This is a genomic window from Microbulbifer maximicatervae (SeqCode), from assembly GCF_052467305.1.
In genome coordinates this window covers 2,486,357-2,508,832 of record NZ_CP174306.1, presented here as the reverse complement: position 1 = coordinate 2,508,832, position 22,476 = coordinate 2,486,357, and the positions used below count along the sequence as shown (strand labels likewise).

Annotated in this window: 15 protein-coding genes; 10 read left to right on the top strand and 5 right to left on the bottom strand. The window is 51.1% G+C overall.

Annotation, left to right across the window (positions count from 1 at the left end):
* Positions 1–70: 70 nt before the first annotated feature.
* On the bottom strand, positions 71–898 hold the full coding sequence (gene ppsR / locus ACJJI4_RS11000) for a phosphoenolpyruvate synthetase regulatory kinase/phosphorylase PpsR (RefSeq protein WP_444928101.1): 828 nt from the start codon (positions 896–898) through the stop codon (positions 71–73).
* A 189-nt stretch (positions 899–1,087) separates the two neighbouring features.
* On the opposite strand from ppsR, the gene ppsA reads away from it, so the two are divergent.
* From ppsA to rraA, 3 genes are all read left to right on the top strand, one after another.
* Positions 1,088–3,451: a phosphoenolpyruvate synthase gene (ppsA, locus tag ACJJI4_RS10995; protein ID WP_444928100.1), complete on the top strand. Its 2,364-nt coding sequence runs from the start codon at positions 1,088–1,090 to the stop codon at positions 3,449–3,451.
* 430 nt (positions 3,452–3,881) lie between these two features.
* Positions 3,882–4,451 carry a L,D-transpeptidase family protein gene (locus tag ACJJI4_RS10990; protein WP_444928099.1) on the top strand — a complete coding sequence of 190 codons (570 nt, stop codon included), beginning with the start codon at positions 3,882–3,884 and terminating at the stop codon, positions 4,449–4,451.
* A gap of 135 nt (positions 4,452–4,586) precedes the next feature.
* The gene (rraA, locus tag ACJJI4_RS10985; RefSeq protein WP_444928098.1) at positions 4,587–5,066 is read left to right on the top strand and encodes a ribonuclease E activity regulator RraA; all 480 of its coding nucleotides are present in this window, start codon (positions 4,587–4,589) and stop codon (positions 5,064–5,066) included.
* A gap of 69 nt (positions 5,067–5,135) precedes the next feature.
* Here rraA and ACJJI4_RS10980 read toward each other — a convergent pair whose 3' ends face one another.
* Positions 5,136–6,575, bottom strand: a complete 1,440-nt coding sequence (locus ACJJI4_RS10980) for a di-heme oxidoredictase family protein (protein WP_444928097.1) — start codon at positions 6,573–6,575, stop codon at positions 5,136–5,138.
* Positions 6,576–6,728: 153 nt separating this feature from the next.
* Between ACJJI4_RS10980 and ACJJI4_RS10975 the strand changes: the two genes are divergently transcribed.
* The 3 genes from ACJJI4_RS10975 to ACJJI4_RS10965 are packed head-to-tail and all read left to right on the top strand — an operon-like array spanning position 6,729 to position 11,380.
* Positions 6,729–6,968: a hypothetical protein gene (locus ACJJI4_RS10975; protein ID WP_444913998.1), complete on the top strand. Its 240-nt coding sequence runs from the start codon at positions 6,729–6,731 to the stop codon at positions 6,966–6,968.
* Positions 6,916–9,150, top strand: coding sequence for an acyl-CoA dehydrogenase (locus ACJJI4_RS10970; RefSeq protein WP_413662260.1), 2,235 nt, complete (start codon positions 6,916–6,918; stop codon positions 9,148–9,150). Before ACJJI4_RS10975 ends, ACJJI4_RS10970 begins: the two co-directional genes overlap by 53 nt.
* Positions 9,151–9,172: 22 nt before the next feature.
* Positions 9,173–11,380 (top strand): acetyl-CoA hydrolase/transferase C-terminal domain-containing protein, encoded by a 2,208-nt coding sequence (locus ACJJI4_RS10965; RefSeq protein ID WP_444928096.1) that lies wholly within the window; start codon positions 9,173–9,175, stop codon positions 11,378–11,380.
* Positions 11,381–11,386: 6 nt separating this feature from the next.
* Here ACJJI4_RS10965 and pta read toward each other — a convergent pair whose 3' ends face one another.
* The 3 genes from pta to ACJJI4_RS10950 all read right to left on the bottom strand — a co-directional run bounded on the left by pta (position 11,387) and on the right by ACJJI4_RS10950 (position 16,600).
* Positions 11,387–13,561, bottom strand: coding sequence for a phosphate acetyltransferase (pta, locus tag ACJJI4_RS10960; protein ID WP_444928095.1), 2,175 nt, complete (start codon positions 13,559–13,561; stop codon positions 11,387–11,389).
* Between the two features lie 2 nt (positions 13,562–13,563).
* Positions 13,564–14,766, bottom strand: coding sequence for an acetate/propionate family kinase (locus ACJJI4_RS10955; protein WP_444928094.1), 1,203 nt, complete (start codon positions 14,764–14,766; stop codon positions 13,564–13,566).
* 235 nt (positions 14,767–15,001) lie between these two features.
* Positions 15,002–16,600 carry an isocitrate lyase gene (locus ACJJI4_RS10950; RefSeq protein WP_282932507.1) on the bottom strand — a complete coding sequence of 533 codons (1,599 nt, stop codon included), beginning with the start codon at positions 16,598–16,600 and terminating at the stop codon, positions 15,002–15,004.
* Positions 16,601–16,714: 114 nt separating this feature from the next.
* Here ACJJI4_RS10950 and ACJJI4_RS10945 point away from each other — a divergent pair, with 114 nt between their 5' ends.
* From ACJJI4_RS10945 to ACJJI4_RS10930, 4 genes are all read left to right on the top strand, one after another.
* The gene (locus tag ACJJI4_RS10945; protein ID WP_108733532.1) at positions 16,715–17,650 is read left to right on the top strand and encodes a LysR family transcriptional regulator; all 936 of its coding nucleotides are present in this window, start codon (positions 16,715–16,717) and stop codon (positions 17,648–17,650) included.
* Between the two features lie 176 nt (positions 17,651–17,826).
* The gene (locus ACJJI4_RS10940) at positions 17,827–20,001 is read left to right on the top strand and encodes a malate synthase G (protein WP_444928093.1); all 2,175 of its coding nucleotides are present in this window, start codon (positions 17,827–17,829) and stop codon (positions 19,999–20,001) included.
* Between the two features lie 405 nt (positions 20,002–20,406).
* Positions 20,407–21,255, top strand: a complete 849-nt coding sequence (locus tag ACJJI4_RS10935; protein ID WP_444928092.1) for a right-handed parallel beta-helix repeat-containing protein — start codon at positions 20,407–20,409, stop codon at positions 21,253–21,255.
* 86 nt (positions 21,256–21,341) lie between these two features.
* The gene (locus ACJJI4_RS10930; protein ID WP_444928091.1) at positions 21,342–22,190 is read left to right on the top strand and encodes a NosD domain-containing protein; all 849 of its coding nucleotides are present in this window, start codon (positions 21,342–21,344) and stop codon (positions 22,188–22,190) included.
* Positions 22,191–22,476: the final 286 nt, after the last annotated feature.

Genomic DNA, 22,476 nt, shown 5'->3' with positions numbered 1-22,476 from the left:
AAGCTACAGCAGTCCGGAAGACGGCGCACACTACACATTTTGCGGCGGCAATTAAAGGGTGTGTGGCTCTTTAGTCAATCCTGCGCTCAATACCGGCCTGAGACATCAGGCGGGTGGCGAGTTCCTCCACCGAAAGTTGGGTTGCATTGAGGAAAGGCACCTGGGCCCGCCTCAGCATTTGCTCAACTTGGCGCACCTCGAATTCACATTGTTCCTTAGAAGCGTAGCGGCTGTTGGCGCGCCTTTCCTGTCTAATTTGCATCAGGCGCTCGGGCTCGATTGTCAGGCCAAATAGCTTGTTGCGAAACGGGCGCAGGATCTTGGGCAGGGTGGTGGAGTCCATATCCTCTTCTGTGATGGGGTAGTTTGCCGCGCGCAGGCCAAACTGGAGTGCCAGGTACAAGCAGGTAGGCGTTTTGCCGGAGCGGGAAACGCCCAACAGGATCACATCGGCTTGCTGGAATTCGCTGACTCTGCGGCCATCGTCATTGTCCATGGCGAAGTGCACTGCATCAATCCGGTCGGTGTAGCGGCGGTTGTCGTCAATGCCGTGAGAGACGTTGACCATCTGCGCTGGATCTCGGTTAAACAGATTGGCCAGTGGCGTGAGGTAGTTCTCGAAGATATCGAGCATCAGCGCAGAGCTTTGGTGCAGCTGTTCCCGGATCTTGTCGGAAACAATGCTGGTAATAATGATCGGCTGTAAACCGGATTCATCGGCTGCTTTTTCTATGCGTTGCAGGGCCTGTTTAACTTTTTCGGCGGAGTCGATATAGGGAAGCGTGACCTGCTCAACTTGTTGATCGCGGAACTGTGCGAGTAGGCTGTGGCCAATCGCTTCGACGGTGAGACCGGTTCCATCGGAGATAAAAAAAGCCGTGCGCTTGTCTTTTGCCATGTTTGTTCTCAGTTTGTCGGCGTGAGGGGGCTATTGTAGGGGAGGAATGGGGCAAAGGTCTTTTATTCTGGCGTTTTGCAATTTTTGTAGAAAATTTACAACATTTTGGCCAATTTTTACGGGCTATTTTTTACAAAACTCATCCTTATAATCTGCCGCCACTCAACCTGAATTTTAGAGGGCCTTCACTTGACGAACTTCACGATCGACTTCGCAAAACTGGGCATGGCCGATGTCGACAAAGTCGGCGGCAAGAACGCATCACTGGGCGAGATGATCTCCTCTCTCGCCGGTGCCGGCGTGAGCGTACCCGGTGGCTTCGCTACCACCGCAGAAGCCTTTAGGGCTTTCCTGGCTCACGAACAGCTGGAGCAGCGTATAGCCGAGCGTTTGCAAGGATTGGATGTTGGTAATGTCACCGAGCTGGCCCAGGCGGGAGATGAAATCCGCAACTGGATTTTACAGACTCCGTTCCCCGAGCAGCTGGAAAAAGAGATTCGCGAGGGCTATGAGGCCCTGGGTGGTGCGGAAACTGCTGTTGCAGTTCGCTCCTCTGCAACCGCCGAAGACTTGCCGGATGCGTCCTTCGCTGGTCAGCAGGAGACCTTCCTGAATATCCGCGGTATCGACGCTGTATTGAAGGCAGTAAAAGAAGTTTTTGCTTCCCTCTACAACGATCGTGCTATCGCCTACCGCGTGCACACCGGTTATGCGGATGTGGGCGTTGCCCTGTCTGCCGGTATCCAGCACATGGTGCGCAGTGAGACTGGTGCAGCGGGTGTGATGTTTACCCTGGACACAGAGAGTGGCTTCCGCGATGTGATCTTTATCACCGCTGCCTTTGGTTTGGGCGAAACCGTTGTTCAAGGTGCAGTTAACCCGGACGAATTTTACCTCTACAAGCCAGCCCTGGATGCGGGCCGTCCTGCGATTCTGCGCCGCAATCGCGGCAGTAAAGCGATCAAGATGGTTTACGACGAGAGCGGTGAATGTGGTCGTTCCGTAAAAACTATCCCGGTGGCAGACGAAGACCGTCAGCGCTTTGCCCTCAGCGATGCAGAGCTGACAGACCTGGCAATCCAGGCCCGCAAGATTGAAGAGCACTACGGACGCCCGATGGATATCGAGTGGGCCAAAGACGGCGACAGCGGTAAGTTGTTTATCGTACAGGCACGCCCGGAAACTGTACGCTCCCGCGATCAGGGAACCAGCATTGAGCGCTACAGCTTGCAGGAACGCAGTGACGTTCTATGTGAAGGCCGCGCAATCGGCCAGCGCATTGGCGCGGGCCCCGTTCGCAAGCTTGAATCCGTAGAAGATATGGCGCTGATGCAGGATGGTGAAGTCCTGGTTACCGATATGACCGACCCGGATTGGGAGCCGGTCCTGAAAAAAGCGAGTGCTATTGTTACCAATCGCGGCGGCCGTACTTGTCACGCGGCAATTATCGCCCGTGAACTGGGCATCCCCGCAGTAGTAGGTTGTGGTAATGCAACCGAGCTGCTGGAAACCGGCACCCCGGTAACTGTTTCCTGTGCGGAAGGCGACACCGGTTTTGTAATGGGTGGAGAGCTGGAGTTCCAGCGCGAGGAAACTGAAGTTGGGGAAATGCCGGAGCTGCCGTTCAAAATTATGTTGAACGTGGGCAACCCGGATCGAGCATTCGCTTTCAGCCATCTGCCGAACCAGGGCGTTGGCCTTGCGCGCCTCGAGTTTATCCTCAACCGCATGATCGGTATTCACCCGAAAGCACTGCTCGAACTGGATAACCTACCGGAAGACCTGCAGCAGAATATTCGCGAGCGTATCGGTGGATACGATTCACCAGAAGACTTTATTGTCGAAAAACTGGTGGAAGGCATCGCTACCTTGGCTGCAGCCTTCGCACCGAATCGCGTCATCGTACGCTTGTCCGACTTTAAATCTAATGAGTATGCGCACCTTGTGGGTGGCCAGTTGTACGAGCCAAGCGAAGAAAACCCAATGCTGGGCTTCCGTGGTGCAGCTCGCTACCGCTCTGAAGATTTCCGCCAGTGCTTTGCCCTGGAGTGCCGTGCACTGAAGAAAGTCCGCGATGAAATGGGACTGACCAATGTGGAAATCATGGTGCCCTTCGTTCGCACCCCGGAAGAAGCTGAGGAAGTAGTCGGTCTGCTGGCTGAAAACGGCCTGCGCCGTGGAGAAGGTGGCCTTAAGGTCATTATGATGTGCGAACTGCCGTCCAACGCTTTGCTGGCGGAAGACTTCCTACAGCACTTTGATGGCTTTTCCATCGGTTCCAATGACCTGACCCAGCTAACGCTTGGTCTGGACCGCGACTCCGGACTGGTTGCCGATTTGTTTGATGAGCGCAACCCAGCGGTCAAGGCACTGCTTTCCAGGGCGATCCAAGCCTGTAAGAAAGCGGGTAAATATGTAGGTATTTGTGGTCAGGGTCCTTCTGACCATAAAGACTTCGCCCGCTGGTTGATGGATGAGGGGATCGACAGTGTGTCCCTGAACCCGGATACCGCAGTAGATACCTGGCTATTCCTGGCCAACGAGGAAGGTTAATTTTCCTCCTAAAGCGGCCCAATTGTGGGCCGCTTTCCCAATTATTCCCTCGCTATATTTAACTGTAATTTTTCTGCTGAAGCGGTGTTTGCCTTGGTGGAAAATGAGTCCGTTGTTGCAGTTAAATCCGGAAACACCTGATTTTGTTCTGCTAATTGTGTTTGAAAAATTTAAACGACACATTACCCAAAAAATACAAACCTCTATCAGCTGATCCACACAGAAGAATTCATTCTAAATCTTTCCGCTCGCCTCAATAGAATCGGAAGAGTCTTAAGGTTGCGTGTAAATCGAAAAACAGATTGCGCAATGTGCTCCGTAAAAATGTTCGCCGTGGGCCCTGGCCCCACTGGCGCGCACCTGAAAATTACCGACAGACTGTTTATCTGTTGGATTCAGGGCAGGGTACCCAGACTCGGTGAGGTGAGCTATGCAAACGAGTAGACAGTTTCAAATCCCCATACTTCATGTCTTTTTGATGATGTGCCTTATGGCTTTAATGGCAGCGCCACCGGCAGATGCAAAGCCACGCGCATCTAATTGGTTTGATGATCGCGCCGCAGCCAGGGGTGGTAGTCCATCAATTAGAATTGATTTAAGTGAGCAGCGCGCATATCTGTATAAAGGTGGGAAATTAGTTGGTGTCTCCCGTATTTCTTCGGGGAAGCGCGGTTACAGCACACGCCCCGGACATTTTCGTGTGTTGTCCAAACACCCTTATCACCGCTCGTCTATTTATGGCAGTTTTGTTGATAGACGCACTGGCAGAGTCGTGAGATCGAATGTAAATACTCGAAAGCATCGTCGCCCTGCGGGTACTGTGTATCGCGGTGCAAAAATGAATAATTACATTCGTTTTAATGGCGGTATCGGTCTGCATGCCTCTGGCCACGTGCCCGGCTATCCCGCTTCTCATGGTTGTGTACGTATGCCCCCACATATGGCGAGAAAGTTCTATCAGCATGTGCGTGTAGGCACACCGGTTCGTGTAACACACTAGTTTCAATTTCGTGGCAGCGAAGGCTTGGCCGGGTATTATCCATCGTGGTGATACCCGGTATTTATTTGCCTCTTAGCTCTTCTACTTTTTTCCCGCTATTATCCTTCTCTTCCATAGATTGCTGCGAGAATATTGATGCTCAAGTCAACCCCCGATTTATGTGATGCCTACCCTGATGAGGTGCGAGTAGTTGATCCTATGTTTATCAATTACGGTGGCCGAGATCGTTTTGGTGGGCAGATTGTCACTATCAAATGTTTTGAAGATAACTCCCTGGTGCGAGAACTGGTGGCTGAACCGGGGCAAGGCAAGGTTTTGGTAGTAGATGCCGGTGGATCTATGCGGCGGGCTTGTCTTGGCGATATGTTGGCAGAAAAGGCGGTTGCCAACGGTTGGGAAGGTATCCTGATGTATGGCTGCATTCGCGATGTAGATGAAATCGCGGAACTGGACTTGGGGGTGCAGGCACTTGGTAGCCATCCAATGAAAACAGAAAAAAAGGGAATTGGTGAAAGAGACCTGGCGGTGGGCTTTGCCGGAGTGGATTTCCGCCCGGGGGAGTACCTCTACGCGGATAACAACGGTGTGATTGTGGCGGGTAAGGCACTGACTTAAAAGCGCCAGTAAGTCCATTGGGTCTGGAAACTGGCAGCCCAAAAGCGCTGCCAGTTGTTGAGAATCAACTCAGTGGGGATCAATTAGATCATCAGCGGGGTTCTCCGGCATTCTCAGGGACATCAAAAATGCCAAGATCTTATTCTGATCATTTTCACTTAAATACTTGAAATTCTGTGCTGCATTACTGGCCTCGCTTCCGGGGCTGTCGTGGAGAAAAATGGCTTCTGCCAACGTAGTGGCTCTGCCGTCGTGTAAATAGGGTGCGGTATCGGCCACTCCCCAAAGGCGTGCGGTAATAAACTCACGGTTTTGCTGGTCTGTTTGGAAGAAGGCGTTCTCAGCCAGCCCCTCGCCCATGTCGTGGCGCTTGAGATCAGAGAACATCGCGACCTCTATTCCGCCATTGCGGGTTTGGCGAAAATTTGTCGGTTGCTTGGTGAGGTCCACTTCGTAAAAAATGTCTTCAAAGGGAGTTTCTGGAGAGCCGGTAAGTTTATAAGGGAGGGTCCTTCTCTGGGTGGCCATCGTTGGGCGGTGGCAGTCGGCGCAGCCAATATCGGAGAAAAGCCTCCGGCCGTCACGGTGTTCTCTGTCATCGATATCGAAAGGTGGTTCCAGGGTGGTAATAAAGATACTCAGTGCGGATAAGTCCCCAACGGTGATTTCGTTGACGACTCCGTCATTATCAGCATCTGCTGTTGCTCCGCCAAAGGCTTCCGAGGCCTGCATCCCCATGTGAAATGCCAAGGCGGAGACATCGAACTCCCTGACTGAGGCGTTGTCACCTTTTCGACCAAATGGCCTGACAACCAAATCGTGCTCGACGCCTTCGACATTGGTTGTATCCAAATTGCCGTACTCGTCGGCAATGATGCTCCCAAAACTGACTGATTTTGTTTCCAGCTCAACGATGGTGCCGGGGTTGTTGAGGGCGTGTTGTTTAAGATTTTGTAATTCATGGGTCATCTCACGACCAACCAATTCAATCCCCCCAGCGCCAAATAAAAATACAGGATTAATCAGCCGCCCATCAAACTCTGCGATACCGTCAAAATTTTCATCGATAACATCGATGTTGGCGGGACGGAATAATACGCTGGTTCCGAATCCTCCACCTCCGCCAATGCCCAATCTGGGTGGCGTTGTTCGATTGCTGATAACGGTGTGGCACTCCAGGCAATTTTGCGCATCGAGTCCATTGACCCGCAAAAATGTGCCATTACCTTGCAGAGTGGGCCTGTTACCTCCGGTGGGGGAGTGGTTGTCCGGTTCAGAAAAATCGTGAGGGCCATCACCAAAGCCGTCGTAACGATTGAAAGGCGTGCTGAAAATAATCAGCCCCGCTTCACGTATTTCGTCGAGGTGAAGTTGTCCTTGGGAAATTTCATCCTGGCTAATCCTATCTGCAGGGTCTAAGCGCGGTGCTTCGCCGATAAGATCTGCGTAAATTAATGAAGGGAGCATCAGGCTGATGCTGGTGAGAGATATTGCCGTTAATCGCTTCATGTCAAAATCCTTGTTTATTTTTCTTTCCCTTTCAAAAAGTTATAAGGCTAAGTCCCTGGAAAAATGGTTATTTAATTGAAAGGGGGTGAGGGAGTCTCACAATACGAATTGCTGTGGACGGAGTGAGAAAAAGCTAATCTCAATAACTTTTCAATGGCCCTAAAAAAAACAACGCCGGTTTTGTTGAAAAATAAAATGTCTATCCGGGTAGGGGCATGGATTTCTTCAGTGAATTCTTACCTGCAATCAAACGTCTCCTATTATTGTGCATTGATGACTCTCTCGACCCTGCGGGAATTGGCAGCGTTTGTTGCAACGGCTGCCGCTATGGAAGGTGAAAATGAGCGAATTGCGCAAAAAATTCTTTACCGCGCCTCTTTTAAAAATTATTAAACGGGTACTTCCGCCAATTTCTGAAACAGAAAGGGAGGCGATGGAAGCGGGTGAAGTTTGGTGGGACGCTGAGTTATTGTCAGGTAAACCACATTGGGATCAATTGTTGGGGATGGGGCCACCTGCGCTCAATGAAGAGGAGCAGGCTTTCCTGGAGGGACCAGTCGAAGAGCTGTGCCGAATGATCAACGATTGGCAAATTAGCTATGTGGATCGCAATATTCCGGAGCATGTTTGGGATTTCCTTCGGAAAAATCGCTTTTTTGGCATTATTATTCCCAAGAAATATGGCGGCCTTGGCTTTTCCCCGACAGCTCATGCGGAGATAGTGACCAAAATTACCACCCGCAGTACCTGTGTGGGTGTCACAGTAATGGTGCCTAACTCATTGGGCCCGGGAGAGCTGCTACTGGCTCACGGTACGCAAGAGCAAAAGGACTACTATTTGCCACGTCTGGCAGATGGCACTGATATTCCCTGCTTTGCGCTGACCAGTCCGGAGGCCGGATCTGATGCGGCATCTATGATTGACCGTGGCGTAGTCTGTTACGGCGAATATCAAGGCGAAAAGGTCCTTGGTATGCGTGTTAATTGGCACAAGCGCTATATCACCTTGGGCCCGATAGCTACGGTGTTAGGTTTGGCCTTCAAACTCTATGACCCGGACCATATTCTCGGCGATGAAGAAGAGCTGGGTATTACGGTTGCCCTGGTGCCCACAGATACACCGGGAGTTTCCATTGGTCAGAGGCATCTCCCAGCGCTGCAAGCATTTCAGAATGGGCCCAACTGGGGAAAAGATGTTTTTATGCCCATGGATTGGATTATTGGCGGCGAGGAGAATGTCGGCAAAGGTTGGGAGATGCTGATGAGTGCCCTTGCCGCAGGCCGAGGAATTTCTCTGCCATCCCTGTCTACCGGTGGGGCAAAAATGGCCGCGCGCATGACCGGCGCTTACGCCCGGGTTCGAGAGCAATTTAATGTGCCCGTTGGCCGCTTTGAAGGCGTGCAACGCCGCTTGGCTGAAATTGCTTCTATCGCCTTTGTATTGGACAGCGCCCATAAAACGACTACCCGTGCCCTGGATGAGGGGCGAAAGCCAGCGGTGATCACCGCAATTATGAAAGCCAATGCTACTTGTGGTCTACGCCAGGCCATTATTGATGCAATGGATATTCATGCGGGCAAGGCCATTATGGATGGTCCATTAAATTACCTGGGTAATGTTTATCGAGCGATACCGGTAGCAATTACGGTAGAGGGGGCCAATCTTCTCACTCGCAGTTTGATGATCTTTGGTCAGGGCGCAATTCGCTGTCACCCCTATATCTTGCAGGAAATGTTGGCGGCAGAAAATCCGGATCATGAAGCGGGTTTGGACGAACTGGATAAGTTGCTGCCCAAGCATATGTGGTTTCAATTCAAAACCCTGTGTCGGGGTATTTTTCACGGCTGGACGGTGGGCTTGTTTGCCAGCAGCCCTCGCAACGTAGGGCACGCCGCTAAGTACTACCGGCAATTGAATCGGTATTCGGCGGTGCTATCTCTGGTCACCGAATTTTCCTTGATGACCCTGGGAGGAGAACTCAAGCGAAAAGAATTGATTTCTTCCCGATTGGGCGATGTCTTGAGTCAGCTGTATCTGCTCAGCTGCACCCTGAAGCGCTTTTATGATGATGGCAACCCTAAGGATGACCTCCCTCTGCTGGAATTTGCCATGCGAGATGGATTGCATAAGATCGAAGTCAACTTGTTGGAGGTGTTTCAAAATTTCCCCCGGCCATTTATTGGCCAAGTAATGCACTTCCTCACCATGCCTTGGGGTCACAGTGTCCACACCGCATCGGATCGGCAAGCCAAGGCCTGTGCGGAATTACTGTTGACGCCGTCGGCGACTCGCGACCGGCTGACGAGTGGAGTCTTTCTCGGAACTCCCGGGGATGGAGTGGATATTGTTGAGCAGGCGTTTGATCGGGTATGCGCTTCCGAGCGGGCTCGTGAAAAATTAAAAAAAGGCGGTATTCGCAACCTGAGCAGGGATAGCGTGGAAGAAGGGTTAAAGAAAAATCTAATCAGCGATGAAGAGGCTGAGATACTCTACGATGCAGCGGATGCTGTGGAGAAGGCAATTCAGGTGGATCACTTTGAGCACTTGGGTGGGTGTGCGGGCACAGTCCAATAAGGTTTGAGGAAAGCTACCTCCGATGGAATCTGCGCACAAGAATTCTCCAGAGAGCTTTACCAGTGCCGAGGAATGTGTCGATAAGCTTTTAGAAGTCGTCGGCAAGAAAATAGTTCTGGCATTACCGCTGGGGCTTGGTAAGGCAAACCATTTCGCTAATACGCTATACGCTCGAGCGGCAGAAGATCATACGATTTCTCTGACGATATTTACGGCCCTGACGCTGGAGCGCCCCCGTGGGGATAGTGATATTTCCCGGCGCTTTATCCAGCCACTTCTGGATACCCATTACAGTCAATACCAAGACCTTGCTTATGTTCCCGCGAGGAGGAAAGGGCACCTGCCAGGTAATATCCAGGTTATTGAATTCTTTATGGAGCCCGGTTCGCTGCTTGGCAACAACTATGCGCAGCAACACTACGTGAGTGCAAATTATACCCAGGTACCCGGTGAGCTGATCAGTCGGGGGGTTAACGTTATTGCGCAAATGGTGGCGCCTTCAGAGTGTGGAGGTAAGTTCAGTTTAAGTTGCAACCCAGACCTGACACTGCCTGTTCTAAAGCTGGCTGCTCAGCGCAAGGACTACCCCCTGTTTTTATTGGGTGAAGTAAATACACAGCTGCCCTATATCCATGGAAGCAGTGAGCTACCGGCCAGTGCTTTTGACTTTTTGCTGAAAGGCGAAACTTTTGATACGCCGCTGTTTGCGGCTCCGGCCCTGCCAGTAACCTTTACCGAATACAGCATCGCCTACCATATCGCCAGTCTGGTTGAAGATGGAGGAACCCTTCAAGTAGGTATCGGCGCCCTGGGAGATGCGGTTTGCCATGTACTGCGCTTGAGGCATAAGGAAAACGCCCTCTTTTGCCGGATTCTGGATGACTTGGTGGAAGAGGATGCTAAGCGCTACCGAGAGGAACTGCCTCTATGTACTGGCACCTTTAAGCGGGGCCTTTATGGGGCCAGTGAAATGGTGCCCCACGGTTTTCTCCATTTGCGCAGAGCGGGGGTTCTGACCCGTAGAGTCTACGCTGATGTGACAATTCAACATCTGCTCGATAGCGATCAGATTACTGATACTGTGCAGGAAGAAACGCTGCTTGCATTAAAGAATGCTGGCCGTATCAGTTGCCCTTTAACCGTGGCAGATACAGATTTTTTACAGCAGCTTGGCATTGTGGACCCCAGCTACAGTTGGCGGGGCCATAAGTTGCTGACTCCTGATGGTGAAGAAGAGGAGTGTGATCTTCACAGCGAACATGGGCGCCGCCGTCTAATTGGTAGTTGCCTGAATAAAAAGATCGCTGGGGGGATCTGGTTACATGGCGGCTTCTATCTGGGGCCGGAACTTATGTATCGAGAGTTGCGGGATCTAGACCCTAAGGAGGGTGCAGGTCTCGATATGATTGACATCAGTTTTACCAATGACCTCCAATCCCAAAGAGACCTAAAGCTGGCGCAGCGACAGCATGCGCGCTTTGTAAATTCGGCCATGATGGTGACTCTTGGGGGAGCGGTTGTCTCGGATGCCTTGGTGGATAACCACGTGGTGAGTGGGGTGGGAGGGCAATATAACTTTGTCGCCCAGGCTTGGGACTTGCCTGGGGCCCGATCCATTATTGCGCTCCCCAGTGTGCGAATGCGCGATGGTATCTGCGAGAGTAATATTGTGTGGGAATATCCTCACACGACCATTCCCCGGCATTTGCGCGATGTGGTTGTGACGGAATATGGCGCAGTCGATTTGCGTGGTAAAACAGACCGGGATGTAATGGTGGCCATGCTCAGTATCTGTGATACCCGCTTTCAAGCTGTATTGCTAGAGCAGGCCAAGCACGCGGGGAAGATAGAAAAAAGCTTTTCGATTCCCGAGAGTTTTAATAAAAACACACCTGAACACCTCGCCAGTGTATTCAATGACGAAAAATGCCTGGCGGAACTGCCTCACTATCCACTGGGTACCGATTTCTCTGATGAGGAAGCCCTGCTAGCGGTAGCCTTACAGCACTTGCGCTCCGCCGATAAAAGTTGGTGGAAAGTGTTGGCCAATATTTTTAAAGGTCGTCGGGTCTGGCACGATAAATCCTCAAGTGCCGACTATATCCAGCGCTGCTTACAGCGAATGGGGTACGATCATACAGAGACCTATGAGCACAGGCTGGAAGCCTATACCGTTGCGGCCGCGTTACAAGAGTATATCGACCAGCGAAGGCCCCTGCGCCGTGAGTAAATAAAATTAGTGAAGTTTGCCCTGGGCCTGGATGGCGGTGAGGGCAATGGTATACACAATATCATCCACGAGTGCGCCCCGTGATAGGTCGTTAACCGGCTTGCGCAATCCCTGCAACATTGGCCCAATACTCACTAAGTCAGCGCTGCGTTGAACGGCTTTGTAGGTAGTGTTGCCGGTATTCAGGTCGGGAAAGATAAAAACTGTGGCCCTGCCGGCCACGGGGCTGTGCGGGGCTTTTTGGGCAGCGACATTGCGGATTAAGGCGGCATCGTATTGAAGGGGGCCATCAATAATTAGCTGCGGTCTCTTCTGTTTGGCCAGCTGGGTGGCCTCGCGGACTTTATCGACATCGCTGCCGCTGCCGGATGTGCCGGTGGAGTAACTGATCATTGCGACTCGGGGTTCTATACCAAATGCCGCTGCAGAATCTGCTGATTGAATGGCTATAGCGGCGAGTTGCTGTGCATCGGGATCGGGATTGATCGCGCAATCTCCGTAGACCAGTACCTGTTCAGGGAGCAGCATAAAAAATATCGAGGAAACCAGCTCTTCATCCGGGGCGGTTTTGATCAGTTGCAGGGCGGGCCGAATGGTATTGGCTGTTGTGTGAATAGCGCCGGACACCAGTCCATCCACTTCACCCAATGCCAACATCATGGTTCCGAGAACCACATTATCCTGTAGCTGCTCAAGTGCCACTACTTGAGTGAGTCCCTTGTTTTTACGCAGGGCAACCATGGGCTCCACATAGTGTGCCCTCACCGCCTTGGGATCGACAATTTCCAACTTTTTATTGAGCTTTAACCCCTGCTGCTCAGCAATTTTGAAAATATCTTTTTCTTCGCCCAGTAAAACCGGGTGTGCAATCTCTCTCTCCAGGCAGAGCTGGGCGGCGCGAATGGTGCGGGGTTCGGTTCCTTCGGGTAGGACAATCCGCATAGTGCGGCGCCGGGCCAGTTCCGTGAGGTGGTAGCGGAATGCCGGGGGTGAAAGGCGTTTGGGGATTTCACTTTGTTGGCTCAGTGATTCCACCCACTCCTCATCCAGGCGACTGGCGAAAAATTCCTGCACCCGGTCCACGCGATTTCTGTCATCTGATGGGGTGCGCAAATTAAAAGTCTGCAGTGACATCACCGTGTGCCAGGTATTGGAAGGCACCAGTAAAATGGGTAGGCCTGTTTCCATGGCCGGGGTGCACAGCTTCAAAATGGCTTTGTCCAAATGGTAGCCGCCGGTTAATAGCAGGCATCCAATTTTGACTCCATTCATCACGGCTAAACATGCGCCCACAACCACATCGGGCCTATCGGCAGAAGTTACCAGCATGGCCCCAGGCTTAAATCTTCTCAACATATTGGGCAGTGAGCGGGAGCAGAAAGTGACGGTATGCAACCTGCGTGTTTCCAGCTCTCCTTTATTGAGTATCTTTGCGTTAAAGTGCCGCGCCAGGTCGAGTGCACGGGGGGAGAGCAGTTCTGCATTCCAGGGAATAAAACCGACAATACGCAGTGGAATCTGCTTTGAAAGTATCTCAGGGGTCAGACTAGGGGGGCTTTCTTTGCTAGATTCCAGTTGTGAATGCAGTCCAATTAAATGAGCTCCGGGAGTATCCATAATTTCCGCTGGCAGACCCACTTTATTGATGATGCAGCCCACTACGCGCTTTGCATCCTCGCCGCCATAAAGACGAACGGCAAATTCCAGTCTCTCGCGAAGTTGCTTGATTGAATCGCTGGCACCGGGAGATGGACAGGCGACGAGTACCACTTCCGCATCTAGGGTTTTGGCAATTTGATAATTCAGCTGGTTAGTCACGGGATTGTCGCGGCTGGGTAGCACGCCTTCGATTACATTAACTTCAGCCTTCGCCGAGATTCGTCTGAAGCGGGCGAGAATCTCTTCCAGTAAATCCGCCATTTTTCCGGTGGATACCATCGAGTCCGCATATTCGGCACTCAGCGAGCTGGGGATGGCCAGGTTGGATGTTTGCCGCAAGATTTCGGTGGTGCGCTCTATAGTGCCGTCTGGTGGTGGGGGTTCGGCGACGGGTTTAAAAAATTGAAGCTCAATACTTTTTCGGTCTAGCGCCCGAATTAAACCCAGGCTTACAGAGGTGATGCCGGCCCCCGCTTCCAGGGGAACCAGCATCAGGGTTCTGGCGTTACTGTGTCGCAGCATGTTTAAGACTGCACCAAGCGCGATGTATCTCGGGCAATAATCCAGTCTTCCTTAGTGGGGATTACCAGGATGTTGGGAGTTTCCTGCGCAGAGATTAAGCCCTCCACTTGCGACTTGGTTTTCTGATTGGCTTCGGGGTTGAGCTGGTAACCTAAGGGTTTGAGCCATTCGATGGTCCGGCTTCGCACCCCGGAGGAGTTCTCCCCGATACCGCCTGTGAATACCAAAGCATCGACGCTACCCAAGGGGATGGTGTAAGCAGCAATATATTTGGCCAGGCGGTAACAGAATATTTCCAGGGCGAGTTTGGCTCCCTGATGATCTTTCTCGGCAGCTTGCTCCAGTGCGCGGCAATCACTGCTCAGGGTGGATATGCCCAACATACCGCTTTCTCTATTTAGCAGCTGCTCAAGTGAGGCTTGGGTATATCCCAGCGCTTGCTGTAAGTAGAGGAGTATTCCCGGGTCCAGATCGCCGCAGCGACTCCCCATTACCAGTCCTTCAAGAGGTGTAAGCCCCATGCTTGTATCTACACTGCAACCCTGTTTGATGGCGCAAATAGAGGCGCCGCCACCGAGGTGGGCAGCAATGATATTGAGTTCAGCCGTCTGTTTTCCCAGTAGTTCGGCGCACCGCTCGCCAATGTACTGATAGCTACTGCCATGCATGCCATAGCGGCGGATCTTGTGCTCTTCGTACAGTGGGTAGGGGAGCCCGTATAGATACGCATACTTCGGCATTTGCTGATGAAAGGCGGTATCAAAAACGGCGACTTGGGGGAGTTGGGGGAATGCATCGAGGGCGGCGTAGATCCCCTTGAGAGCAGCGGGGTTATGCAAGGGGGCCAAGTCACAGCACTCTTCGATACAGGCCATCACCTTCTGATTGATCAGAACGGAGCTGGAGAAATGCTCGCCGCCATGGACGACTCGGTGACCTATCGCTTTTAACCCGTCCTGTAACTCTGACCAGGCTCGGTCAAACTGTGTTACCAGCTCATTAATTACCGCCGCGTGGTCGCTATCCAGCGCGAGCCGATGGGAGTCTTCTGTTCCTTGATAGTGCCACTTCAGTTTGGCTTTGGGGGTGCCAAGGGCTTCCGCGATACCAGCAAGATGTTCTGCACCCGAATCTGGGTCCAGCACGGAAAACTTCACTGACGAGCTGCCGCAATTGAATATCAGAATTAAATTTTGATCGCTCATGATGCGCGAATTTCAACGAGGGTGCTTTAAGGCTAGCCGAGGAGTTGTCTTTGCGAGGGAAAGAACCGGAGTAGTTCAGTTTCGGAATAAAAAAGGGCCGCAGTAGCGGCCCAAGTAATAAAAATTGCAGAGATCAAAGCATAGGCAAACTTGCGGTGCTTTGAGATGAACCCAATAGGTTCAAAAAAAGAGGCGGCAAGTGCCGCCTCAAATTTACTGAAACCGTACCGGTCGATTAACCGAACTGGTTCATGGTGTTGTCTTTACCACCAGCCTTCAGGGCAGCATCACCAGCAAAGTATTCTTTGTGGTCGTCGCCGATGTCGGAACCAGCCATGTTCTGGTGCTTAACGCAGGCGATGCTCTGGCGGATCTCTTTGCGCTGTACGCCTTTCACATAGCCCAGCATACCTTGCTCACCGAAGTACTCTTTGGCCAGGTTGTCGGTAGACAGGGCCGCAGTGTGGTAAGTCGGCAGAGTGATCAGGTGGTGGAAGATACCAGCTTCGCGAGCTGCGTCGGCCTGGAAGGTACGGATCTTCTCGTCGGCCGCTGCAGACAGCTCAGAGTCGTCGTACTCGGCGCTCATCAGGTTGGCGCGGTCGTATGCGGATACGTCTTTACCTTCTTCGGACCAAGCATCGAATACCTGCTGGCGGAAGTTCAGGGTCCAGTTGAAGGACGGGCTGTTGTTGTAAACCAGCTTCGCATCGGGAACGACTTTGCGGATTTCGTCCATCATGCCGCCGATCTGGCGAACGTGAGGCTTCTCGGTTTCGATCCAGATCAGGTCTGCACCGTTCTGCAAAGAGGTGATGCTGTCCAGGATGCAGCGCGCTTCGCCAGTGCCCTTGCGGAACTGGAACAGGTTGGAAGCCAGACGCTTAGGACGCAGCAGCTTGCCTTCGCGGTTGATGATTACGTCGCCGTTGGCCAGCTCGGAAGCATCGATTTCTTCGCAATCCAGGAAGGAGTTGTACTGGTCACCCAGGTCACCCGGCTTATTGGTTACAGCGATTTGCTTGGTCAGGCCAGCGCCCAGGGAGTCGGTACGGGCAACGATAACACCGTTGTCTACGCCCAGTTCCAGGAACGCGTAGCGAACTGCGCGGATCTTGGCCAGGAAGTCTTCGTGAGGAACGGTTACTTTACCGTCCTGGTGACCACACTGCTTCTCGTCAGAAACCTGGTTTTCGATTTGGATACAGCAAGCACCCGCTTCGATCATTTTCTTGGCCAGCAGGTAAGTTGCTTCGGCGTTACCGAAACCTGCATCGATGTCGGCGATGATCGGTACAATGTGAGTCTTGTGGTTGTCGATCTTGTCCTGTGCAGCTTTCTCAGCTTCTTTATCGCCAGCTTCGCGAGCGGCGTCCACTTCGCGGAACAGGTCGTTCAGTTCGCGGGCATCAGCCTGGCGCAGGAAGGTGTAGAGCTCTTCGATCAGAGCAGCTACGGAAGTTTTTTCGTGCATGGACTGGTCGGGCAGAGGACCGAATTCGCTGCGCAGAGCGGCAACCATCCAGCCGGACAGGTACAAGTAGCGGCGGTCAGTGTTGCCTTCGAAGTGCTTCTTAATAGAAATCATCTTCTGCTGACCGATGAAACCGTGCCAGCAACCCAGGGACTGGGTGTACTTGGACGTGTCCTTGTCGTAGTTTTCCATGTCGGCGCGCATGATATCAGCGGTGTACTTGGCGATATCCAGGCCGTGCTTGAATTTGTTCTGGGCACGCATACGGGCAACAGATTCGGGATCGATGGCGTCCCAGGAGCTGCCATGGCTTTCACGGAGCTTTGCTACCGCGTCGATGTCTTGAGTGTAAGTGGACATGACTGTAAATCCTTAAACGGTGACTGCGATTAGGTGTTGAGTATCTTAGGAGGAGTGGCATAATTTGCCTAATTTATTGATTTTATTTTCACTATCGATTTGGCGAATAGATGTATGCAACTGGAAAGAGCTGACCTGAACCTGCTGGTTTACCTCGATGTGCTGCTGCGCGAACGCAATGTGACCCGTGCAGCCAATTACCTGGGACTGTCCCAGCCGGCCATGAGTAATGGCTTGAAGCGCCTGCGGGAACTGTTTGACGATCCGTTGCTGGTGCGCACCCGTGAGGGCATGATGCCCACGGAAAGGGCTTTGGAATTGCAGCCGATGGTGCGTGAAGCACTCTCCTCCATTGATCGGGTTATCCAGCCAAATCGGGATTTTGACCCCGCCAATACCCGCCGCACCTTCCGCATTATGGCCAGTGACTACGCCGAGTCCACCCTGATACCGCCGCTGTTGAAGCAGCTTCGGGATGACGCTCCGGGTATCAGCCTGGATATCATGACGCCCAGTGATGTGAGCTTTGTGGATGTAGAGCAGGGCAAAGTGGATATGGTGATCAACCGCTTTGACAGCATGCCGCAGAGCTTTCACCAGGCCACCGTATGGCGCGACAGCTTCTCCTGTGTGATGCGCGCCGATAACCCGATACTCCGGGATTACAATCTGCAGAGCTACCTAGAAGCCCAGCATATCTGGGTGAGCAAGACCGGTATGGGGGTGGGTGTCGGAGTTAACCCGGAAGATGTACAGCGCTTGGGCTGGGTGGATGAGGCCATAGGTCGTTTGGGAGAGAAGCGGGATATCTCCGTTTTCACCCGTCACTACCAGGTAGCTATGCTGCTGGCTGAACAGAGCGATCTAATCGTAACGGTGCCCACTCGCTTGGCCCAACTGGCCAGTGATAATCCCCGCGTGGTGAGGCGTGATCCGCCACTGGATATTCCCAACTTGGAGTTAAAAATGGCTTGGAGCCCGCTGTTGCAACAGAGCGCCCCGCACCGCTGGCTGCGCCGTTTAATTCTCGATATTGGCCGCGCTTTGTAACGATGTTGCAGTAAGGTGATGTGTCTGCGTGGTTTTGTCCGAGCAATCGCACATCAGCCACTTCTTCATAAAAATTCGATCTATGAATAGTGGGAATTGTGTCTATAAATTAGCGGTATGTGGAAATGGCTGTTTAGAATGCCGCTATTCCAACAATCTGATGAGAGGCCCTGGGTATGACGGAACGAGTCCAAATCGGCGATCTGCAAATCGCGCCAGAACTATATAACCTGGTTTGCGAAGAAGTGATTCCAGGAACTGGAGTTAGCGCCGAAGCTTTCTGGGCCAAATTGGAATCTATTGTCCACGATCTGGCTCCGGTAAACCGCGCCTTGCTGGAAAAACGCGATGAACTGCAGGAGACCCTGGATCGCTGGCACACGGACAACCCCGAAGGTTTCCGCGATCTGGAAGGCTATCAGACTTTCCTGCGAGAGATCGGCTACCTCGCCGACGAGCCTGCTGAATTCAGCGCAACTACCGAAAATGTCGATGAAGAGATCGCCATCCTGGCGGGACCTCAGCTGGTTGTGCCGGTAATGAATGCACGCTACGCGCTCAATGCGGCAAACGCGCGCTGGGGCAGCCTTTACGACGCACTTTACGGTACTGATGTGATCAGTGAAGAGGGTGGCGCGGAAAAAGGTACGGAATACAACCCGGTTCGCGGCGCTAAAGTGATCGAATATGCACGCAACTTCCTCGATCAGTCGGCCCCGCTTACCTGTGGCAGTCATGCTGAGGCGGTGCAATACCGCATCAATGGCTCGCTGCTAGAAGTGGTACAGGCCAATGGCGACATCGCCACCTTAAAAGATGCCAAGCAGTTTATTGGTTATTTGGGTGACAGTGAAGAGCCCTCCAGCATCCTGCTGAAGCAGCACGGTTTGCACTTTGAGATCCAGGTGGATCGCGAGAGCCCCATCGGCAAAACCGATGATGCCGGTGTGAAAGATGTGCTAATGGAATCTGCGCTGACCACCATTATGGATTGCGAAGATTCGGTAGCGGCTGTCGATGCTGAAGATAAGGTAGTGGTTTACCGCAACTGGCTCGGTCTGATGAAGGGTGACCTGAAGGAAATCATTAGCAAAGGCGGTAAGTCCTTTGAGCGTAAGCTCAATGCAGATCGTGAATACACCTCCCCGAATGGCAACCAGGTTACCTTGCCGGGGCGCAGTCTGATGTTTGTACGCAACGTCGGCCACCTGATGACCAACGATGCAGTGCTGTTCGGCGATGGCCAGGAAATCCCCGAAGGGATTCTCGACGGCATGATCACCAGCTTGATCGCTTTGCATGACCTCCGTGGTGAGAGCCCGATCAAGAATTCCCGTGAAGGCAGTATCTATATCGTAAAACCAAAGATGCACGGCCCGGAGGAAGTGGCTTTCGCCAATACTCTGTTTAACCGAATCGAAGATGCGCTCGATCTGCCCCGTTACACAGTAAAAATGGGCATTATGGACGAAGAGCGTCGCACCACTGTGAACCTCAAAGCTTGTATTGCCGAAGCGAAAGAGCGTGTAGTCTTTATTAATACTGGCTTCCTCGATCGCACCGGTGACGAGATCCATACTTCCATGCTTGCGGGCCCCATGATTCGCAAGGGTGATATGAAGCAATCCACATGGATTAACGCCTACGAAGAATGGAATGTGGATGTTGGCCTGAACAGTGGCCTGAAAGGCAGAGCGCAAATTGGTAAAGGCATGTGGCCAATTCCAGACCAGATGTCAGCCATGATGCACGCTAAGTTGGCCCACCCAATGGCCGGTGCCAATACGGCGTGGGTACCGTCGCCCACGGCTGCTACCTTGCATGCCTTGCACTACCACAAAGTGGATGTGAATCGCCGCCAGGAAGAGATTCAACATCGCCATCATGCCAAGCTGGAAGATATTCTGACAGTTCCGGTAGCGGCTGAAACCAACTGGAGTGCTAAAGATATCCAGCTTGAGTTGGACAACAATGCCCAAGGTATTCTCGGCTATGTAGTACGCTGGGTAGAGCAGGGCGTGGGTTGCTCCAAGGTGCCGGATATCAATGATGTAGGCCTGATGGAAGACCGTGCAACCCTGAGAATTTCCTCTCAGCATATCGCCAACTGGCTCAAGCAGGGTATCGTTAGCGAAAAGCAAGTGCGTGAAACCATGGAGCGTATGGCTGCTGTGGTAGACCGCCAGAATGCCGGCGACTCCAATTATAACGATATGGCACCGAACTTTGATAAGAGCGTTGCCTTCCAGGCTGCTTGTGAGCTGGTATTCGAAGGTTGTGCCCAGCCGAATGGTTATACCGAGCCGGTTCTGCACCGTCGTAGACGCGAGTTTAAAGCTCTAAATGCATAATTGCTGAGCTAGTTGAGTTCGAGAAGGCCCCATTGGGGGCCTTTTTTATTTTGGGGGTCATTGGATTATTAATTAATTGGCACGAGCTTGATTGTTCCGCGTTAACCCACTTTGCTGCGGGTAATCCTGTAGCTTCTCTATTGGCTCTTAAGTTAAATTATGGAACTCTAACTTGCAGAGTTTTTCATCTTTGTTATTCGTTATTGGGTTGGGTGACCAAGGCAAAATAAGCAGTGCACCTTAGAGGGGCTGATGAAGAAGGAAGAATTCTTTTTATGTGTGTTTGGGGATTGGTCTGTGCAAGCATGTTATTTTCTATGGATTGAGATGATGTTCCTATGGCAGGGTAATACGGACAGGCGATACTGAGGTGATATTTTTTACATTCTTACTAGGGCTCAATCCATGTTTAATTACCCAAAGGATATCTACGCGACTGGATTAGTGATGCTGTTTTCATGTGTTTATTCTACCGGTAGTTTTGCTGTCCAGTGCGGAGATATTATTGCCAATTCTCAAGTTCTCACTGACGCATTATCTTGCAATGATGATCCAGCGCTAACTATTGAGGGGCCGGAGGGTTTCCTTGTAATAGAAGGTGAGGGTTCTATTGAGTGCACAACTAATGGTATAGGAATCCATATGCTGGGGAGATCTGGGGTTGTCATGGGCGGGGTTGTCACTAATTGTGATTTAGGGTTGTTGTTGGATGGAGATGGTTCCCATAAAGTGATTGGTGTAACAGTTGAAGAATCCTCTAGCGCAGCAATTTTTGCACAAAGTGACGGTAATCTAATTCGTCAAAGCACGGTGTCGAACACTACTAACGTAATAGCATCTGGTTTGGAGCTAGATGGTGAGAGAAATGTTGCCGTTGGTAATAATGTGTCCGGATTTTTAGAATATGGAATAGCTGGCTTTGGTTTCTATTCATATATTGGAAATAATTATGTAGAGAATAGTGAGTTGGGGATTATATTGGGTGCATTAGTAGTTGATGGAGAGAGTATAGGTGCTTCGTATTGCGTAATTGAAAGTAATACAGTGGTAGGCAGTCTACGTACGGGGATTGGAATAGGCGCACCCTATACATATCCTAACATGGATAATTTAGTGACAGGGAATACTGTAGCTGGAAGTGGTAATGATGATATTTTGGATGATAATGAAGAGTCAGATTGTAGTGATGGTTTAAATGTGTGGTCTAACAATGCTGCTGATACATCATTTCCATCCTGCCTTAAAAATCTTTAGAAGTTAAGAAAATATTCCTATAGTGGGTTGATCGTAAAGAGGCGACACTTTGGTGAAGCTATACTCTACTTGCTGAGGTTCCATCAATGTCCTTCTCTCCAAAAACACTCCTTGCTCCTGGGGTGGTGATGTCAACTCTATACTTTTCTTCAGTCTGCATTGCAGATGTTGAATGTGGCGATACTATTACTGACGCGCAGACTCTTACTGGTGAGCTTTCTTGCAGCGAAGATCCAGCAATAACGGTTGAAGGCCCTGACGGTAGTCTTGTAATGTCTGGTGAAGGCGCAATTGAATGCACTACCGATGGGGTTGGGGTACTTATGTTGGGAACTTCAGGAGTTGTGACGGGTGGAGTTGTTAGTAATTGTGAAACTGGATTGGAGTTGGCGGGGAGTGGCCTACATAGAGTATTCAGTGTAACCGTCGAGGAATCCAGTGGCGCAGGCGTTTTTGCAGAAAGTGATAGTAACCTTATCCGACAGAATACCTTGTCAAACACCACTAATGTTCAGGCATCGGGTATTGTGCTGGAAGGGGTGGCTAATGTTGCAATTGGAAATAGTGTCTCTGGTTTTTTTGAAAATGGAATAGGTGGCTTTGGTTTCTTTTCTTATATTGGGAATAATTATTTAGAAGGTAATGCTGTTGCTATAAGCCTGGGAGCAAGAATAATTGATGGTGTGACTGTAGGTGCTTCTTTTTGTGTTATTGCCAGTAATAATGTCCAGAATAATGAAATTTGGGGCATAGCGATTGGAGGTCCATATGTCATTCAGAATATGGACAATGTAGTTAGTGGAAATACAGTAGCAGGCAGTGGTTTTGATGACCTTTTAGATGACAACGAGGCTTCAGATTGTAGTTCTGGGACCAATATTTGGTCTGGCAATACAGCAAATACTTCGTTCCCTTCATGCCTTAAAGATTTATAAGTAGTGTATTTTGGGTGTGGCTCAGTTAGTCATAATCTTGATCTTTAGGCTTGCAGAAAGGAAAAGTCTATAAGGATGTACCTGCATGTTTGGGGGGTTTAGGCGTTTATTTTTATTGTTTGTCAGCTTTTATATTTCATATTATTTGGATTGATTCTTAGATCTGGGGCTGGTTTAGAGAAGCTCGCCGATAGCGAATTTCTTTAGCTCTTGGTATGCCATACTTCCTTTTGGTTATCCAGTATATATTCGGGGTGAATATATATTGCTGTGTCATAGATCAAAA

Coding starts and splice junctions, on each gene's coding strand:
- ppsR (WP_444928101.1), bottom strand. CDS start 898: ATGGCAAAAGACAAGCGCACGGCTTTTTTTATCTCCGATGGAACCGGT.
- ACJJI4_RS10990 (WP_444928099.1), top strand. CDS start 3,882: ATGCAAACGAGTAGACAGTTTCAAATCCCCATACTTCATGTCTTTTTG.
- rraA (WP_444928098.1), top strand. CDS start 4,587: ATGCTCAAGTCAACCCCCGATTTATGTGATGCCTACCCTGATGAGGTG.
- ACJJI4_RS10980 (WP_444928097.1), bottom strand. CDS start 6,575: ATGAAGCGATTAACGGCAATATCTCTCACCAGCATCAGCCTGATGCTC.
- ACJJI4_RS10975 (WP_444913998.1), top strand. CDS start 6,729: ATGGCCCTAAAAAAAACAACGCCGGTTTTGTTGAAAAATAAAATGTCT.
- ACJJI4_RS10970 (WP_413662260.1), top strand. CDS start 6,916: ATGAGCGAATTGCGCAAAAAATTCTTTACCGCGCCTCTTTTAAAAATT.
- ACJJI4_RS10965 (WP_444928096.1), top strand. CDS start 9,173: ATGGAATCTGCGCACAAGAATTCTCCAGAGAGCTTTACCAGTGCCGAG.
- pta (WP_444928095.1), bottom strand. CDS start 13,561: ATGCTGCGACACAGTAACGCCAGAACCCTGATGCTGGTTCCCCTGGAA.
- ACJJI4_RS10955 (WP_444928094.1), bottom strand. CDS start 14,766: ATGAGCGATCAAAATTTAATTCTGATATTCAATTGCGGCAGCTCGTCA.
- ACJJI4_RS10950 (WP_282932507.1), bottom strand. CDS start 16,600: ATGTCCACTTACACTCAAGACATCGACGCGGTAGCAAAGCTCCGTGAA.
- ACJJI4_RS10945 (WP_108733532.1), top strand. CDS start 16,715: ATGCAACTGGAAAGAGCTGACCTGAACCTGCTGGTTTACCTCGATGTG.
- ACJJI4_RS10940 (WP_444928093.1), top strand. CDS start 17,827: ATGACGGAACGAGTCCAAATCGGCGATCTGCAAATCGCGCCAGAACTA.
- ACJJI4_RS10935 (WP_444928092.1), top strand. CDS start 20,407: ATGTTTAATTACCCAAAGGATATCTACGCGACTGGATTAGTGATGCTG.
- ACJJI4_RS10930 (WP_444928091.1), top strand. CDS start 21,342: ATGTCCTTCTCTCCAAAAACACTCCTTGCTCCTGGGGTGGTGATGTCA.